The sequence below is a fragment of the Pseudomonas sp. COR18 genome (assembly GCF_048568395.1).
GTDB lineage: Bacteria > Pseudomonadota > Gammaproteobacteria > Pseudomonadales > Pseudomonadaceae > Aquipseudomonas > Aquipseudomonas fuscovaginae_B.
In genome coordinates this window covers 3,289,591-3,305,000 of the sequence record NZ_CP183808.1, presented here as the reverse complement: position 1 = coordinate 3,305,000, position 15,410 = coordinate 3,289,591, and the positions used below count along the sequence as shown (strand labels likewise).

Annotated in this window: 16 protein-coding genes and 1 rRNA gene (1 of these 17 running past the window's edge); 9 read left to right on the top strand and 8 right to left on the bottom strand. The window is 61.3% G+C overall.

Translation table 11 applies throughout. From position 1 onward, the window contains the following. Positions 1-500 (bottom strand): 16S ribosomal RNA (locus ACM62G_RS15230) (it extends 1,037 nt beyond the left edge of the window). A 625-nt stretch (positions 501-1,125) separates the two neighbouring features. Further along, positions 1,126-2,325 (bottom strand): tyrosine--tRNA ligase, encoded by a 1,200-nt coding sequence (gene tyrS / locus ACM62G_RS15225; protein ID WP_419737435.1) that lies wholly within the window; start codon positions 2,323-2,325, stop codon positions 1,126-1,128. Positions 2,326-2,535: 210 nt separating this feature from the next. Here tyrS and ACM62G_RS15220 point away from each other — a divergent pair, with 210 nt between their 5' ends. Both ACM62G_RS15220 and ACM62G_RS15215 read left to right on the top strand, forming a co-directional pair. After that, positions 2,536-3,954: a peptidoglycan DD-metalloendopeptidase family protein gene (locus ACM62G_RS15220; RefSeq protein ID WP_054056990.1), complete on the top strand. Its 1,419-nt coding sequence runs from the start codon at positions 2,536-2,538 to the stop codon at positions 3,952-3,954. Positions 3,955-3,957: 3 nt separating this feature from the next. Beyond that, the gene (locus ACM62G_RS15215) at positions 3,958-5,049 is read left to right on the top strand and encodes an anhydro-N-acetylmuramic acid kinase (RefSeq protein WP_419737434.1); all 1,092 of its coding nucleotides are present in this window, start codon (positions 3,958-3,960) and stop codon (positions 5,047-5,049) included. A gap of 61 nt (positions 5,050-5,110) precedes the next feature. Here the strand turns inward: ACM62G_RS15215 and erpA are convergent, their stop codons facing one another. Continuing rightward, a complete protein-coding gene (gene erpA, locus ACM62G_RS15210) occupies positions 5,111-5,461 on the bottom strand; it encodes an iron-sulfur cluster insertion protein ErpA (protein ID WP_017902852.1) in 351 nt (116 codons plus the stop codon). Positions 5,462-5,630: 169 nt separating this feature from the next. Further along, positions 5,631-6,665 carry an N-acetyl-gamma-glutamyl-phosphate reductase gene (argC, locus tag ACM62G_RS15205; RefSeq protein ID WP_054056992.1) on the bottom strand — a complete coding sequence of 345 codons (1,035 nt, stop codon included), beginning with the start codon at positions 6,663-6,665 and terminating at the stop codon, positions 5,631-5,633. A 134-nt stretch (positions 6,666-6,799) separates the two neighbouring features. Here argC and hemJ point away from each other — a divergent pair, with 134 nt between their 5' ends. The 6 genes from hemJ (at position 6,800) to coq7 (ending at position 11,395) form a co-directional block, all read left to right on the top strand. Next, positions 6,800-7,231: a protoporphyrinogen oxidase HemJ gene (gene hemJ / locus ACM62G_RS15200; RefSeq protein ID WP_054056993.1), complete on the top strand. Its 432-nt coding sequence runs from the start codon at positions 6,800-6,802 to the stop codon at positions 7,229-7,231. A 32-nt stretch (positions 7,232-7,263) separates the two neighbouring features. Then, positions 7,264-8,235 carry an NAD(P)H-dependent flavin oxidoreductase gene (locus ACM62G_RS15195; protein ID WP_273826430.1) on the top strand — a complete coding sequence of 324 codons (972 nt, stop codon included), beginning with the start codon at positions 7,264-7,266 and terminating at the stop codon, positions 8,233-8,235. A gap of 74 nt (positions 8,236-8,309) precedes the next feature. Continuing rightward, positions 8,310-9,152, top strand: coding sequence for a DUF805 domain-containing protein (locus ACM62G_RS15190; RefSeq protein ID WP_419737433.1), 843 nt, complete (start codon positions 8,310-8,312; stop codon positions 9,150-9,152). Positions 9,153-9,292: 140 nt separating this feature from the next. Further along, positions 9,293-10,081 (top strand): SDR family NAD(P)-dependent oxidoreductase, encoded by a 789-nt coding sequence (locus ACM62G_RS15185; protein ID WP_273826432.1) that lies wholly within the window; start codon positions 9,293-9,295, stop codon positions 10,079-10,081. Positions 10,082-10,146: 65 nt separating this feature from the next. Continuing rightward, entirely contained in the window at positions 10,147-10,485 is a 339-nt protein-coding gene (locus tag ACM62G_RS15180) for a histidine triad nucleotide-binding protein (RefSeq protein WP_054056997.1), read from the top strand. Between the two features lie 262 nt (positions 10,486-10,747). Beyond that, complete coding sequence (gene coq7 / locus ACM62G_RS15175) at positions 10,748-11,395, top strand: 2-polyprenyl-3-methyl-6-methoxy-1,4-benzoquinone monooxygenase (RefSeq protein ID WP_054057052.1); 648 nt, start codon at positions 10,748-10,750, stop codon at positions 11,393-11,395. Between the two features lie 80 nt (positions 11,396-11,475). Here coq7 and ACM62G_RS15170 read toward each other — a convergent pair whose 3' ends face one another. Next, complete coding sequence (locus ACM62G_RS15170) at positions 11,476-11,898, bottom strand: OsmC family protein (protein ID WP_054056998.1); 423 nt, start codon at positions 11,896-11,898, stop codon at positions 11,476-11,478. Positions 11,899-12,107: 209 nt separating this feature from the next. Between ACM62G_RS15170 and crp the strand changes: the two genes are divergently transcribed. Then, positions 12,108-12,758: a cAMP-activated global transcriptional regulator CRP gene (gene crp / locus ACM62G_RS15165; protein WP_054056999.1), complete on the top strand. Its 651-nt coding sequence runs from the start codon at positions 12,108-12,110 to the stop codon at positions 12,756-12,758. Here the strand turns inward: crp and ACM62G_RS15160 are convergent. The 3 genes from ACM62G_RS15160 to trpD all read right to left on the bottom strand — a co-directional run bounded on the left by ACM62G_RS15160 (position 12,755) and on the right by trpD (position 15,409). Then, on the bottom strand, positions 12,755-13,456 hold the full coding sequence (locus tag ACM62G_RS15160; protein ID WP_419737432.1) for a lipoate--protein ligase family protein: 702 nt from the start codon (positions 13,454-13,456) through the stop codon (positions 12,755-12,757). The genes crp and ACM62G_RS15160 overlap by 4 nt on opposite strands. Positions 13,457-13,523: 67 nt before the next feature. Beyond that, positions 13,524-14,363, bottom strand: a complete 840-nt coding sequence (gene trpC, locus ACM62G_RS15155) for an indole-3-glycerol phosphate synthase TrpC (RefSeq protein WP_054064668.1) — start codon at positions 14,361-14,363, stop codon at positions 13,524-13,526. Next, positions 14,360-15,409, bottom strand: a complete 1,050-nt coding sequence (gene trpD / locus ACM62G_RS15150; RefSeq protein WP_054057002.1) for an anthranilate phosphoribosyltransferase — start codon at positions 15,407-15,409, stop codon at positions 14,360-14,362. Before trpD ends, trpC begins: the two co-directional genes overlap by 4 nt. Between the last annotated feature and the right edge of the window lies 1 nt (position 15,410).

Here is a 15,410-nt window from a genome sequence, read left to right as displayed (position 1 = left end):
CCGGTGCTTATTCTGTCGGTAACGTCAAAATTGCAGGGTATTAACCTACAACCCTTCCTCCCAACTTAAAGTGCTTTACAATCCGAAGACCTTCTTCACACACGCGGCATGGCTGGATCAGGCTTTCGCCCATTGTCCAATATTCCCCACTGCTGCCTCCCGTAGGAGTCTGGACCGTGTCTCAGTTCCAGTGTGACTGATCATCCTCTCAGACCAGTTACGGATCGTCGCCTTGGTGAGCCATTACCTCACCAACTAGCTAATCCGACCTAGGCTCATCTGATAGCGCAAGGCCCGAAGGTCCCCTGCTTTCTCCCGTAGGACGTATGCGGTATTAGCGTTCCTTTCGAAACGTTGTCCCCCACTACCAGGCAGATTCCTAGGCATTACTCACCCGTCCGCCGCTGAATCGAAGAGCAAGCTCCTCTCATCCGCTCGACTTGCATGTGTTAGGCCTGCCGCCAGCGTTCAATCTGAGCCATGATCAAACTCTTCAGTTCAATACTGCTTGGGTTTTGAGAAAACCCTAAACTTGGCTCAGCATACTCAAATGACTCATTTGATTTCTCGCATGGTCACTTGTGTTGCTGATAATCTAGTGACTATTCAGTCTGACACCACAAGCACCCACACGAATTGCTTGATTCAGTTGTTAAAGAGCGTTTGGCGAGCTGTTCGCTCAACCGAGGCGCGCATTCTACAGCAGCCTCATTTGCTGTCAAGTGATTATTTTCAGAAGCTTTCAGAATTTCTTCTTCAACTTCAACCACTTGCGCTTCCGATCTCTCGTTAGCGGGAGGCGAATTCTACAGCGTTACACGCTGCTGTCAACACCTCTTTTACAGCTTCTTCCGTGCTTCGATGATTTGAAGCTGCGCCGCCTGAAACAAGATAACTCGTTGAATCTCAAGGAGTTTTCCGTTCGGACTGCGCCGGAAGTGGGGCGCATTATAGGCCCCTGGGAATGAGCGTCAACCGTTATTTTCAGATTTCTGTCATAAAGGTCAAAACGCACACAGATACCGGAGCAGGAACCTGAACTGCTGTCTGGCTCCTATAAAAGCAAAAAGCAGAAGGCCGGCCCCAAGGGGCCGGCCTTCTTTGAGCCTGACACGGAAACGCGAATTACTCGGCCTTCAGGGTGATCCGGGCAAATGCCTTCTTGCCGGCCTGGCAGACATGGGTAGCCCCCAGCTTGAAGACGAACGCACGATCGACCACTTCGCCATCCACCCGCACACCACCGGAACCCAACAGATCACGAGCGACTGCCGAGTTCTTGACCAGGCCCGCCTTGTTGAGGATCGCAGCGATCGGCATATCTTCGGCCGCTGCCAACTCGATCTCCGGCAGGTCGTCCGGCAGTTCGCCATCCTTCATACGATTGCCCGCACCACGATGGGCATTGGCCGCCGCCTCCTCGCCATGGAAACGGGCAACGATCTCTTCGGCCAGCAAGATCTTGATATCCCGCGGGTTGGCACCGCCCTCGACATCCTTGCGCAACTGATTGATCTCATCCATCGAACGGAAACTCAACAGTTCGAAGTAGCGCCACATCAGCGCATCAGGGATCGATACCAGCTTGCCGTACATCACACCCGGCGCTTCCTGGATACCCACATAGTTACCCAGGGACTTGGACATCTTCTTCACACCGTCCAGACCTTCGAGCAGCGGCATGGTGAGGATGCATTGCGCCTCCTGCCCATAGGAGCGCTGCAATTCACGCCCCATCAGCAGGTTGAATTTCTGGTCGGTACCGCCCAACTCGACATCGGCCCGCAACGCCACCGAGTCATAGCCCTGCACCAGCGGGTAGAGGAACTCATGGATCGCGATCGGCTGCTTGGAGCTGTAGCGCTTGTCGAAATCGTCACGCTCGAGCATACGCGCCACGGTGTACTGCGAAGTCAGGCGAATGAAGTCCGCCGGCCCCATCTTGTCCATCCAGGTGGAGTTGAACGCCACCTCGGTCTTGGCCGGGTCGAGAATCTTGAATACCTGGGACTTATAGGTCTCGGCGTTCTCGAGCACCTGCTCGCGAGTCAGCGGCGGACGCGTAGCACTCTTGCCACTCGGGTCACCGATCATGCCGGTGAAATCGCCGATCAGGAAAATGACCTGGTGACCCAGATCCTGGAACTGGCGCAGCTTGTTGATAAGCACCGTATGACCCAGATGCAGATCCGGCGCCGTCGGATCAAAGCCAGCCTTGATACGCAGCGGCTGGCCGCGCTTGAGCTTCTCGACCAGTTCCGACTCGACCAACAACTCTTCCGCACCACGCTTGATCAGCGCTAGCTGCTCTTCAACCGACTTCATAACCAACCTGCAAGGCTCAGATTCAAAGGGAACCAACCATACAAGATCGCAGCCCAATTACAAGTTTTGCCCGGCGTACGACCAAGCCAGGGCCTGCCTGCACATGACAGACTTGCTTCAGAGATGTTTTGGTTATATTTTATACAGTTATTTCATCTTCATCATGTCATTCATCTTTTCCAATTCATCTTTTTCAAAGTCAAATCACTCATGAGCACAGAACCGCCTAAAGCGCCGCCGCTTTATCCGAAGACCCACCTGCTGGCCGCAAGTGGTATCGCCGCCCTCCTCAGCCTGGCACTGCTGGTGTTTCCATCCAGTGATGTCGAAGCCAAGAAAACGACCCTGAGCCTTGAACTGGAAAGTCCCGCTGCTCAACTGACACAAGACAAAGACGCTGTAGAACTCGACCAGGCCACAAATGAAGGCAATGAATCGCCTTTCGCCCAGATCGAAAACAGCGACGATGACAGCAAGAACACCGCCAAAAGCGAGCCTGCACCTGCCGTGGAGGAGAAGAAGGCACCTGGTCACCGCGAAGTGACCGTTGCCCGTGGCGACACGCTCTCCACCCTGTTCGAAAAGGTCGGCCTGCCTGCTGCAGCCGTGCATGAAGTGCTGGCCAGCGACAAGCAGGCCAAGCAGTTTTCCCAGCTCAAGCACGGCCAGAAACTGGAGTTCGAACTGAGCCCCGACGGCCAGTTGAACAACCTGCACAGCAAGGTCAGCGACCTGGAAACCATCACCCTGACCAAGGGCCCGAAAGGCTTCACCTTCAATCGCGTGGTCACCAAGCCAACCGTCCAGTCGGCCTATGTACATGGCGTGATCAACAGCTCCCTGTCCCTCTCGGCCCAACGCGCCGGCATGCCCCACAGCCTGACCCGCGAGATGGCCAGCGTCTTCGGCTACGACATCGACTTCGCCCAGGATATTCGCCCAGGCGACGAGTTCGAGGTGATCTACGAACAGAAAGTGGTCAACGGCAAGACCGTCGGCACCGGCAACATTCTGTCCGCCCGCTTCACCAACCGTGGCAAGACCTACACCGCCGTGCGTTACACCAACAAGCAGGGCAACAGCAGCTACTACACCGCTGACGGCAACAGCATGCGCAAGGCTTTCATCCGTACTCCGGTGGACTTCGCCCGCATCAGCTCGCGCTTCTCCATGGGCCGCAAGCACCCGATCCTGAACAAGATCCGCGCCCACAAGGGCGTCGACTACGCCGCCCCACGTGGTACGCCAATCAAGGCAGCGGGCGACGGCAAGGTGATCCTGGCGGGGCGTCGCGGCGGCTACGGCAACACCGTGATCATCCAGCACGGCAATAGCTACCGTACCCTCTATGGCCACATGCAGGGCTTTGCCAAGGGCGTCCAGACCGGCAGCAACGTCAAGCAGGGCCAGGTGATCGGTTATATCGGCACCACCGGTCTGTCGACCGGACCGCATCTGCACTACGAGTTCCAGGTCAACGGTGTGCACGTCGACCCGCTGAGCCAGAAACTGCCGATGGCCGACCCGATCGCCAAATCCGAGCGCGCCCGCTTCCTGCAACAGAGCCAGCCGCTGATGGCGCGCATGGACCAGGAAAAGGCCACCAAGCTCGCTTCGGCCAAGCGCTGAACCATGGCGCTCTATATCGGCGTGATGTCCGGCACCAGCCTGGATGGGCTGGATATCGCGCTGATCGAGCTGGGCAGCGGCATCCAATTGCTGGCCACCCACTACACTCCCATGCCTGACGCACTGCGAGCCGAACTGCTCGGCCTGTGCGCCAGCGGCCCGGATGAAATCGCCCGGGCCGCGATAGCCGAACATGAGTGGGCGACCCTCGCCGCCCGGAGCGTCAACGCCCTCCTCGCCCACCAGTCGCTCACCCCCGAATCGATTCGTGCCATCGGCAGCCATGGCCAAACCATCCGCCATGAACCGGCCCGCGGCTTCACGGTACAGATCGGCAACCCGGCGCTGCTGGCCGAACTGACCGGGATCAGCGTCGTCAGTGATTTCCGCCGGCGTGACGTGGCAGCCGGCGGCCAGGGCGCACCGCTGGTACCCGCCTTCCATGAGGCTCTGTTCGAGGAGCGCAGTGCAAATTGCGCGGTACTGAATATTGGCGGCTTCAGCAACCTGAGCCTGATCGAACCGAACAAGCCGGTGTCAGGCTTCGACTGCGGCCCTGGGAACGTGCTGCTGGATGCCTGGATTCAAGACCAGCGCGGCGAGACCTACGATCGCAACGGCCAGTGGGCCGCCAGCGGCCAGGTCGAACCGCAGTTGCTGCAGGCGCTGCTGGGCGACCCCTTCTTCCAGACCACCGGCCCCAAGAGCACCGGACGGGAAGTCTTCAATCTGAACTGGCTGAAGCAACACCTGGGGCGCCTGCCGACCTACAACGCCGAGAACGTGCAAGCCACACTGCTCGAACTCACCGCACAAAGCATCATCGAGTCGCTGACCCATGCCCAGACAGGCACCGAGCAGTTGCTGGTCTGTGGCGGCGGCGCCCATAACGCGGCACTGATGGCACGGCTGGGCGAACTGCTGCCCGAAGCCAAAGTCGCCAGCACCGCAACCCACGGCGTAGATCCCGACTGGGTCGAGGCCATGGCCTTCGCCTGGCTCGCCCACTGCTGCCTGGAGGGCATCCCGACCAACCGCCCCAGTGTGACCGGCGCGCGCGGCTTGCGGGTGCTGGGCGCGATCTACCCGGCCTGAGCCCCACAAGGCAAAACGCCGCGAAGATTCGCGGCGTTGAGATCAGGCGCTTGAAGACCCGTCAGATCGAGAACGACGAACCGCAACCACAGGTGGTGGTGGCGTTCGGGTTCTTGATCACGAACCGCGAACCTTCCAGACCCTCCTGGTAATCCACTTCCGCACCGGCCAGGTACTGGAAGCTCATCGGATCGACCACCAGGCTGACGCCTTCGCGCTCGACGATGGTGTCGTCCTCGGCCACATCCTCGTCGAAGGTGAAGCCGTACTGAAACCCTGAACAACCGCCGCCCGTCACGAATACGCGCAGCTTCAAGCGATCATTACCCTCTTCATCGACCAGGCTCTTCACCTTGTGCGCGGCACCCTGGGTGAATAGCAAAGCCGTGGGGGTGAAGGATTCGACGCTCATGTTGACTATCTCCCGGCGTTACGCCGCCATAATGCGTGATGACGTGCATTATCCGCTTCTCCTAGAAAAGCGGTCAACTATTGTTATGGTATATCAATAAACCCGTTACACGAGGCACCATGCAAAAAGGCCCGCATGGCGGGCCTTTTCGGTGAATCGCAAGATGCGGTTATGGCAGCATGCCGGCATGGGACAGGCCCAGGCGCTCATCCAGGCCGAACAGGATGTTCAGGTTTTGTACCGCCTGGCCCGAAGCGCCCTTGACCAGGTTGTCGATCACCGACAGCACGACCACCAGGTCGCCGTCCTGCGGACGGTGCACGGCAATCCGGCACACATTCGCACCACGCACGCTACGGGTTTCCGGATGGCTGCCAGCCGGCATCACGTCAACGAACGGCTCGTTGGCATAACGCTTCTCGAACAGCGCCTGCAGGTCGACGGAGCGGTCCGCCACAGTCGCGTACAGAGTGGAGTGAATGCCGCGAATCATCGGTGTCAGGTGCGGCACGAAGGTCAGGCCGACGTCCTTGCCGGCGGCACGACGCAGGCCCTGACGGATTTCCGGCAGGTGGCGGTGCCCCTTGACCGCGTAGGCCTTGAGGCTTTCCGAGGTTTCGGAATACAGCGAACCGACGCTGGCACCACGACCGGCACCGCTGACACCGGACTTGCAGTCGGCGATCAGCCGCGAAGCGTCGGCCAGGCCGGCTTCCAGCAATGGCAGGAAGCCCAGTTGCGTGGCGGTGGGGTAGCAACCCGGTACAGCGATCAGCCGAGCCTGGCGGATCTTCTCGCGGTTCACTTCCGGCAGGCCATAGACCGCCTCGTCCAGCAGCGCCGGCGCACCGTGCGGTTGGCCATACCACTTGGCCCATTCATCGGCGTCCTGCAGACGGAAGTCGGCGGACAGGTCGATGACCCTGGTCCCGGCGGACAGCAGTTCGCCGGCCAGGGCATGGGCAACGCCGTGAGGCGTGGCGAAGAACACCACATCGCAGGCGCCCAGGGTCTTGACGTCCGGCACGCTGAACTTGAGGCCATCGTAGTGACCGCGCAGGTTCGGATACATGTCGGCCACGGCCACTCCGGCCTCGGATCGGGAAGTGATGACCACCACCTCTGCCTGCGGATGCTGTGCCAACAGACGCAGCAATTCGACACCGGTGTAACCCGTGCCGCCGACGATACCGACCTTCACCATGACCTGCCCCTCAACGAACCCACTGGAAAGCCCACGATAATAGGGCCCGCGCAGGCCTGCGACAACCGTCAAGGTGACGTGCGGAGGCTCGAGACTCTACTATTTGTTCCACCGTGAACCTGGAAATCAAGAAAATGCTCTATCTCTGGCTCAAAGCCTTGCACATCGTCAGCGTCGTCTGCTGGTTTGCCGGCCTGTTCTACCTCCCGCGCCTGTTCGTCTACCACGCCCAGAGCGAGGACAGTATCAGCAAGGAACGCTTCAGCGTCATGGAGCGCAAGCTGTACCGCGGCATCATGGGCCCGGCGATGATCGCCACGCTGATCTTCGGCGGCGCGCTGATCAGCCTCAACCCCGCTGCCTACTTCACCCAGGGAGGCTGGATGCACGCCAAGCTGACGCTGGTGGTGCTGCTGATCGGTTATCACCACATGTGCGGCGCCCAGGTGAAGCGCTTTGCCCGTGGCGAGAACACCCGCAGTCATGTCTTTTATCGCTGGTTCAATGAAGTACCGGTTGTGATATTGCTGGCTATCGTAATTCTGGTCGTGGTCAGACCGTTCTAAGCCAATAAGCCGTCACTCCCGGAGTACCGCCCATGTCGCTGCCCGTCCTGCTCGAACAACGCCTGCGCCTGCCCGTCGTGGCGGCGCCGATGTTCCTGATTTCCAACCCGCAACTGGTCCTGGCCTGCTGCCGCAACGGCGTGGTGGGCAGCTTCCCGGCCCTCAACCAGCGTGAAAGCAGCGGTTTCAAGGCCTGGCTGGAGGAAATCGAAAGCGGCCTGGCGGAACTGGACAATCCGGCGCCCTACGCCGTCAACCTGATCGTGCACCACAGCAACCCGCGCCTGCAGGCCGACCTGCAGATCTGCATCGAACACCAGGTGCCGATCGTCATCACCAGCCTGGGTGCGGTCAAGGAAGTGGTCGACGCGGTGCACAGCTACGGTGGCCTGGTTTTCCACGACGTGACGACCCGTCGTCACGCCGAGAAGGCTGCCGAGGCCGGTGTCGACGGCCTGATTGCAGTCGCCGCCGGCGCCGGCGGGCATGCCGGCACCTGGAGCCCGTTCGCGCTGATCGCCGAAATCCGCCAGTTCTTCGACAAGACCCTGCTGCTGTCCGGCTGCCTGAACCATGGCCACGAGATTCTCGCCGCGCAGTTGCTGGGCGCGGACCTGGCCTATCTCGGCACCCGCTTCATCGGCACCACGGAAAGCCATGCGCCCGAGGCCTACAAGCAGATGCTGCTGAAGTCGCATGCCGCCGACATCGTGCACACCGCCGCTGTTTCGGGCGTCCCGGCCAGTTTCATGCGCCAGAGCCTGGAAAACGCCGGTTTCGACCTTGCCGCCCTGCAGGGCAAGGGCGAAGTCGACTTCGGCAGCAAGCTCAAGCCGCTCAATGACGAAGCCAAGGCCTGGAAAACCGTCTGGTCCGCCGGTCAGGGCGTTGGCGAGATCAGCGACCTGCCGAGCATCGACCAACTGATCGCACGACTCGACGACGAGTACCGCCAGGCGCAATCCCGGGCGGCGCAACTGTCAGGACACTGGCCCCGCCCGTGAGCCCGCTGTGGCCTGCAAGTATCTTGCGGGCCTACACTAGGCGCCATCCATCAGTATCGAGACAGGGACGCCCAATGAGCAACACCCGCTTCAAGATCGTATTCGATGGCACCTTGCTGCCCGGCGTGGAACAGACCACCGCCCAATTCAACCTTGCCGAACTGTTCAAGAGCGACATGACTTCCGTGGAAAAGCTCTTCAACGGTCACCCCATTGCGCTCAAGCGCGACCTTTCGGCCACCGAGGCGCAAAGCTATCTCCAAGCCCTGCGCAACACCGGGATCGACGCACGGATCGTCGAGGAAACACCGAGCGTCGAACTGAGCCTGGCGGATGTCAACGAGCTGCCCGCCAGCGTGCCGCCTCCCGCAGCCGGCGAACCGCAGTCACGGTACGTTCCACCTCCAGAGAACAACCCGTCGCACTCACCCTACGCGCCACCTGTCGCCCAGGTTGGAGATACGCTGCCCACCTTCGGGCCGCTGAAGGTGTTCAGCCTCAATGGCCGGATCGGACGATTGCGGTATCTGGCGTGGAGCATGACGGCGGCACTCGTGACCTTCGTTCTGCTGATGCTGCTGACCACCATCCTCAGAGGCTCGGCGATCGTTGGAGGCCTGGTCGTGGTGGTTGCCGCCGCTTTTTACCTCCTCCTGACCATCCAGATCGCCGTACAACGCCTGCACGATATCGGCTGGTCCGGCTGGCTCTGGCTGCTCATGCTGGTGCCCCTCATCGGCTACGTGTTTCCCTTCATCCTGCTGTTCTGCCCAGGCAACGCCTCGGCCAACCGGTACGGCGCTCCGCCGCCGCCCAACAGCACATCGGTCAAGGTGCTCTCGATTCTGGCAAGTATCTTCGTCTTCCTGATCAGCCTGACCCTCGTACTGGGAGCCGCCAGCATCAGGAACATCTAGGCCAGCCAGGCCAAGAGCAGCGCCAAGCAACCGTGGCCCCTGTAGACTATCGGCAAAATAAACAGCGCTGACCTTGCGACCTCCCTGTCCCGAGGCCCGGCGCCGTTGCCGTTGCCGTTGCCGTTGCCATGGAGAATTGCATGACCCGTTACGCCCTGATCACCGGCGCTTCCAGCGGTATCGGCCTGGCCCTGGCCGAAGCCCTGGCGCGCCGCGGTCGCAACCTGATCCTGGTTGCCCGTCAACGTGATCGGCTGGAAAGCATTGCCATCGAACTGACCCAACGCTTCGGCGTCGAGGTGCTGTTCCGCGCCTGCGACCTGGGCGAACCGCTGCGCCTGTCCGGCTTCCTGCTGGAGCTGGAGGAAGGCGCGCACCAGATCGACCTGCTGGTCAATTGCGCCGGTATCGGCACCAGCGGCCCGTTCCTGGCCCAGGACTGGGGTACCGAGCAGGACCTGATCGAAGTGAACATCCTCGCCCTCACCCGCCTGTGCCACTCCCTCGGCAACCTGATGGCGATCCAGGGCGGCGGGCAGATCCTCAACGTCGCCTCGATCGCCGCCTTCCACCCGGCGCCATGGATGAGCAGCTACTACGCCAGCAAGGCTTACGTCCTGCACTTCAGCGAAGGCCTGCGCGAAGAGTTGAAAAAAACCGGGATCAAGGTCTCGGTGCTCTGCCCCGGCCTGACCCGCACCGCCTTCTTCGATACCGCCCAGTTGCAAGCCGACAAGCTCAAGCAGAGCAGGCTGATGATGAGCCCCGAGGAAGTCGCACTCTACACGGTACGCGCCCTGGACAAGAATCGCGCGATCATCATCCCCGGCTGGCGCAATCGCTGGCTCACCCGCCTGCCACGCCTGGGCAGCCGCTGGATGGTGCGCAAACTGGCCGGCCTGATTACCCGGGCATACTGCCCACGCTGACACTTGAACTCGCGGGCCGCAGCAGACAGACTCCGGCCCATCCCTACGCAAATGGAGAAACAGTTGTGGATACTCTGTTCACCAAGATCATCAACCGGGAGATACCCGCGAAGATCATCTACGAAGACGACCAGGTCCTGGCGTTCCACGATATTGCCCCGCAGGCACCGGTGCATTTCCTGGTGATCCCGAAGAAGCCGATTCGCACCCTCAATGACCTGACCGAGGACGACAAGGCACTGGCCGGGCATATCCTGTTCACCGCCCAGCGTCTGGCGCTGGAGCTGGGCTGCGAGGAAGGCTTCCGCGTGGTGATGAACTGCAACGAGAAAGGTGGCCAGACGGTCTACCACATCCACATGCATGTGCTGGGTCAGCGCCAGATGAACTGGCCTCCGGGCTGATAGGCCTCCTTGTTGGAGCAGGTTTGCCGGCAAAGATGATCGCAAGATCGGTACAAGGCTTGCCGCCCTGTTCGCGGGCAAGCCCTGCTCCTACAGGGAACGCGTGAGCGGCTCGATCATGGCGGGAGCCGGCTTGCTGGCGACAGGGACTGCCAGGCCAACACAAACCTCCCGCTGCCCGGCCATCCAGCCGATGACCCAGCTCAAACCTTCCGCCCCGGATTGCGGTAAACTGCAGACCGAGATTCCTCCGGAGGTCAGCATGACTACCCAACGTCACTACTCGCCGATTGACCGCCTGCTGCTGCAGGCCGATGCCGCCATGCGCACCCTGCTCCCGTTCAGCGGCCAGCCGTATCGCCCATCGCCGGCCATCGTCCAGCCCGAAGCGCAGATGAGCGAGGAGGATACCCGCCATGTCGCCGGACTGATGCGGATCAACCACACCGGTGAAGTCTGTGCCCAGGCGCTGTACCAGGGCCAGGCCCTGACCGCCAAGCTGCCCCACGTACGCGAAGCCATGGAGCACGCGGCCGAGGAAGAAATCGACCACCTGGCCTGGTGCGAGCAACGTATCCGCCAGTTGGGCAGCAGCCCGAGCGTGCTGAATCCGTTGTTCTATGGCCTGTCCTTCGGAATTGGCGCGGTGGCCGGGCTGATCAGCGACAAGGTCAGCCTCGGGTTCGTCGCGGCGACCGAAGACCAGGTCTGCAAGCACCTGAACGAACATCTGGAACAACTGCCCGCCGAAGACGAAAAATCCCGGGCGATTCTCGAACAGATGCGCATCGACGAGGAACACCATGCCGAGTCGGCGCTCGATGCCGGCGGTTTCCGCTTCCCGGCGCCGGTGAAGTTCGGCATGAGCCTGCTGGCCAAGGTCATGACCAAGAGCACCTACCGCATCTGAACCGGCGGGTCATAGGCGAGGCTGCGACCGCTTATCAGAACGGATCCGCTCCTACAAACAGCGCAAGCCTGCCCAGGGCATCAGCCGAGTTCGACGATCTCGTAGTCATGGCTGATGGCCACACCTGCGGCACCGAGCATGATCGAAGCCGAGCAGTACTTCTCGGCCGACAGCTCGATCGCCCGCTTGACCTGCGATTCCTTCAGGCCCCGCCCCTTGACCACGAAATGCAGGTGGATCCTGGTGAACACCTTCGGATCTTCGGTCGCACGCTCGGCTTCAAGGAACGCTTCGCAGCTCTCGACCGGCTGGCGCGCCTTCTTCAGGATGCTGACCACGTCGAAGTTGCTGCAGCCACCCAGGCCCAGCAGCACCATTTCCATGGGACGTACACCCAGGTTGCGGCCACCACTTTCCGGCGGGCCATCCATCACCACCACGTGTCCGCTACCCGACTCTCCGAGGAACATGGCTTCGCCAGCCCATTGGATGCGTGCCTTCATCGCCAAGACTCCACTGATTAAAAAGGTCGCCAGCTTAGCACAGCACCCTGTGGGCTCAGGCGACGACCGGTTGGTCGGTCCATTAAATTCCACCATCTCGACACCGCGTGTCTGTTAAGCTGACGCCAAATCGCTGGCGTTATGCCAGCTTTTTGGCTACGCCTAAAAAAAACCAAACCAAACCGTGCAGTCTTTTCCAGGATACAAACATGGTTGCTCTGGCTTCCGCTTCCCCCTCCAAGATCAAGAACCTCGACAAACTGCTGATGCACTGCCAGCGTCGTCGCTACCAGGCCAAGAGTAATATCATCTGCGCCGGCGATCGTTCGCAGACCCTGTTCTTCATCGTCAAGGGCTCAGTCACCATCCTCATTGAAGACGATGACGGCCGGGAAATGATCATCGCCTATCTCAATGCCGGGGATTTTTTCGGTGAGTTGGGGCTGTTCGAGCAGGCGGGGGTCGAACAGGAGCGCAGCGCCTGGGTACGCGCCAAGGTCGAGTGCGAGGTGGCGGAAATCAGCTATGCCAAGTTCCGCGAACTGGCCCAGCAGGACCCGGACATCCTCTACGCCCTCAGCGGACAGATGGCACAGCGCCTGCGCAACACCACCCGCAAGGTCGGCGACCTGGCCTTTTTCGACGTGACCGGGCGCGTCGCCCGCTGCCTGCTGGACCTGTGCAAGCAGCCGGATGCCATGACCCACCCGGACGGCATGCAGATCAAGATCACCCGCCAGGAAATCGGCCGGATCGTCGGCTGCTCGCGGGAAATGGTCGGCCGAGTGCTCAAGGATCTCGAAGAGCAGAACCTCGTACACGTCAAGGGCAAGACCATGGTGGTCTTCGGTACCCGCTAGGCGTCGAGCAGACCTGCCAGCAGTTGCTGGTACGAACCGGCCAGCCGCTCAAGGAACAGCGGGGCCGGATAGACCTCATGCAGGGCGACATGGCTCGCAGCGCGCACCCGCTGCTCCAGGCTGCACGCCTGATAGAACAGATTGACCGCCGCCACCATCGACTCACGTTCGTCGTCGATCAGCATCGCACCATGCACCAACCCCACCGGACGCGTTCCGCCCCGGCTCTGCCGCCAACGCTGAGCAGTGCCGACCAGCTTGCGCCCATTGAGGTTGACGTTGTACCGACCATCGCAGAACGCCCCCTCGATCTCCCCCAAGGAAGCGACACCCCCCAGTTCGTCCAGCGCCTCGCAAATGGGCTGACACAGGCGCAGGTAACCGGTTTCGATGCGGTTCTGGTCACTCTCGCTGCGCGGTGGCGCATAGACCAGGGCAATGTTCACCGTCGACGAGGACTGCGGCACCGGTTCACCACCGGTCTCTCGCAACAGGACCGGCCAACCGCTGGCCGCCAGCGCCTCACAGGCCGCTTCAAAACCCGGCAACCGATTCAGCCGCCGCGGCATGACCAGGGCACGATCACTGGGCTGCCACAACAACAGCCCCCAGTCCCGCTCGCCGGCACAGACTTCGGCCAGCAGATCCTGTTCGGCACGCAGGCCGGCTTCGACGGTAAAGGCTACAGGCAGGGTCATGGCAAAAAGATCCGTTCAGTCAGGCCATGAAAAAGCCGGCAATGCCGGCTTGTTCGAACAACAGGTTTCAATCGAGGGTGGAACCGGTGATCACCGGCGTCCCGCGCTCCGGGAAGAACAGCCGCTGCAGTTCATCACCCGGGTTCTGCGCACGCATGAACGCTTCGCCGACCAGGAACGAGTACACCTGGCTGATTTCCATCAGCTCGACATCGGCCCGGTTGAGGATGCCACTCTCGGTGACCACCAGGCGGTCGCGCGGCACCATCGGCAACAGGTCGAGGGTGGTTTCCAGGCTGACGTCAAAGGTGTGCAGGTTGCGGTTGTTGATACCGATCAGCGGTGTGTCCAGATGCTTCAGTGCCCGCTCCAGCTCGGCGGCGTCATGGGACTCCACCAGCACGTCGAGCCCGACAGCCTTGGCCACCGAGGCCAGCTCGGCCATCTGCCCGTCTTCCAGTGCGGCGACGATCAGCAGGATGCAATCGGCGCCCATGGCCCGGGCCTCGACGATCTGGTACGGATCGACCATGAAGTCCTTGCGGATCACCGGCAGCTTGCAGGCCGCACGGGCCTGTTGCAGGTACAGGTCCGAGCCCTGGAAATAATCCACGTCGGTCAGCACCGACAGGCAGGTCGCCCCACCCTTCTCGTAGCTGCTGGCTATTTCCGCCGGGATGAAATGCTCGCGAATCACTCCCTTGCTCGGCGAAGCCTTCTTGATTTCGGCAATGACCGCCGGCTGCTTGCGCTTGGCCTGGTCGAGCAGCGCCTGGGCAAAACCGCGAGGAGCATCGGCGGCGCGAGCCAGGTTCTCAAGCTCAGCCAGACTCAGGCGCGCACTGCGCTCGGCAACCTCCTCGGCCTTGCGGGCGAGGATCTTCTCCAGAACGGTTGGCACACTCATGCTTCATTCTCCTGCTTGAATACCGCGGTGAACGCGCCCAGCTCCTCGAGTTTTTCCCGGGCAAGGCCGGTATGCAGCGCATCATGGGCCAGGGCAACGCCTTCCTTGAGGCTGCTGGCCAGATCGGCGGCATACAGCGCGGCACCGGCGTTGAGCACGATCATTTCCGCAGCTTTCTGGCCGTTCTCGGTCTTGCGGCGCCCCAGTGCATCGCGGATCAACGCCAACGACGCCGCCGGGCTGTCCACCACCAGGCCAAACAGACTCTGACTCTTTATACCCAAGTCTTCGGGCTGAACCCAATACTCGGTTATTGCACCATTTTTCAGTTCGGCAACGTAGGTCGGTGCCGCCAGGCTGAATTCATCCAGGCCGTCCTGGGAATGCACCACCAGCACGTGCTTGCTGCCCAGCCGATGCAGGACTTCCGCCAGTGGCCGGCAGAGTGCCTGGGTGAACACGCCCACCACCTGGTGCTTCACGCCAGCCGGATTCGTAAGCGGGCCAAGCATGTTGAACAGGGTGCGCAGGCCCAGGTCGCGACGCGGGCCTGCGGCGTACTTCATCGCACTGTGGTGGGTCTGGGCGAACATGAAACCGATACCGACGTTATCGATGCAACGCGCCACCTGGACCGGCGTCAGGTTCAGATAGACACCGGCCGACTCCAGCAGGTCGGCACTGCCGCTCTTGCCCGACACCGCCCGGTTGCCATGCTTGGCGACAGTACCGCCAGCCGCTGCGACGACGAAGGCCGACGCGGTGGAAACGTTGAAGATGTTGGCACCATCACCGCCGGTACCGACCACGTCGACCACACCGTCGAGGCTCTGCAGTTCGACCTTGTCCGCCAGCTCGCGCATGACCGAAACCGCACCGACGATCTCGTCGATGCTTTCGCTCTTCATGCGCATGGCCATCATGAAGGCGCCAATCTGCGCCTCGGTGCACTGCCCGGTCATGATCTCACGCATGACATCGCGCATTTCTTCGGTGCTCAGGTCCAGGTGGCCGACGATACGGCTCAGGGCTGTCTTGATATCCATG

Excerpts from the sequence above, each read along its gene's own strand:
- trpC (WP_054064668.1), bottom strand. The coding sequence starts at position 14,363 with ATGAGTGTGCCAACCGTTCTGGAGAAGATCCTCGCCCGCAAGGCCGAG.
- trpD (WP_054057002.1), bottom strand. The coding sequence starts at position 15,409 with ATGGATATCAAGACAGCCCTGAGCCGTATCGTCGGCCACCTGGACCTG.
- hemJ (WP_054056993.1), top strand. The coding sequence starts at position 6,800 with ATGCTCTATCTCTGGCTCAAAGCCTTGCACATCGTCAGCGTCGTCTGC.
- tyrS (WP_419737435.1), bottom strand. The coding sequence starts at position 2,325 with ATGAAGTCGGTTGAAGAGCAGCTAGCGCTGATCAAGCGTGGTGCGGAA.
- ACM62G_RS15160 (WP_419737432.1), bottom strand. The coding sequence starts at position 13,456 with ATGACCCTGCCTGTAGCCTTTACCGTCGAAGCCGGCCTGCGTGCCGAA.
- ACM62G_RS15220 (WP_054056990.1), top strand. The coding sequence starts at position 2,536 with ATGAGCACAGAACCGCCTAAAGCGCCGCCGCTTTATCCGAAGACCCAC.
- crp (WP_054056999.1), top strand. The coding sequence starts at position 12,108 with ATGGTTGCTCTGGCTTCCGCTTCCCCCTCCAAGATCAAGAACCTCGAC.
- coq7 (WP_054057052.1), top strand. The coding sequence starts at position 10,748 with ATGACTACCCAACGTCACTACTCGCCGATTGACCGCCTGCTGCTGCAG.
- erpA (WP_017902852.1), bottom strand. The coding sequence starts at position 5,461 with ATGAGCGTCGAATCCTTCACCCCCACGGCTTTGCTATTCACCCAGGGT.
- ACM62G_RS15185 (WP_273826432.1), top strand. The coding sequence starts at position 9,293 with ATGACCCGTTACGCCCTGATCACCGGCGCTTCCAGCGGTATCGGCCTG.
- ACM62G_RS15215 (WP_419737434.1), top strand. The coding sequence starts at position 3,958 with ATGGCGCTCTATATCGGCGTGATGTCCGGCACCAGCCTGGATGGGCTG.
- argC (WP_054056992.1), bottom strand. The coding sequence starts at position 6,665 with ATGGTGAAGGTCGGTATCGTCGGCGGCACGGGTTACACCGGTGTCGAA.
- ACM62G_RS15195 (WP_273826430.1), top strand. The coding sequence starts at position 7,264 with ATGTCGCTGCCCGTCCTGCTCGAACAACGCCTGCGCCTGCCCGTCGTG.
- ACM62G_RS15190 (WP_419737433.1), top strand. The coding sequence starts at position 8,310 with ATGAGCAACACCCGCTTCAAGATCGTATTCGATGGCACCTTGCTGCCC.
- ACM62G_RS15170 (WP_054056998.1), bottom strand. The coding sequence starts at position 11,898 with ATGAAGGCACGCATCCAATGGGCTGGCGAAGCCATGTTCCTCGGAGAG.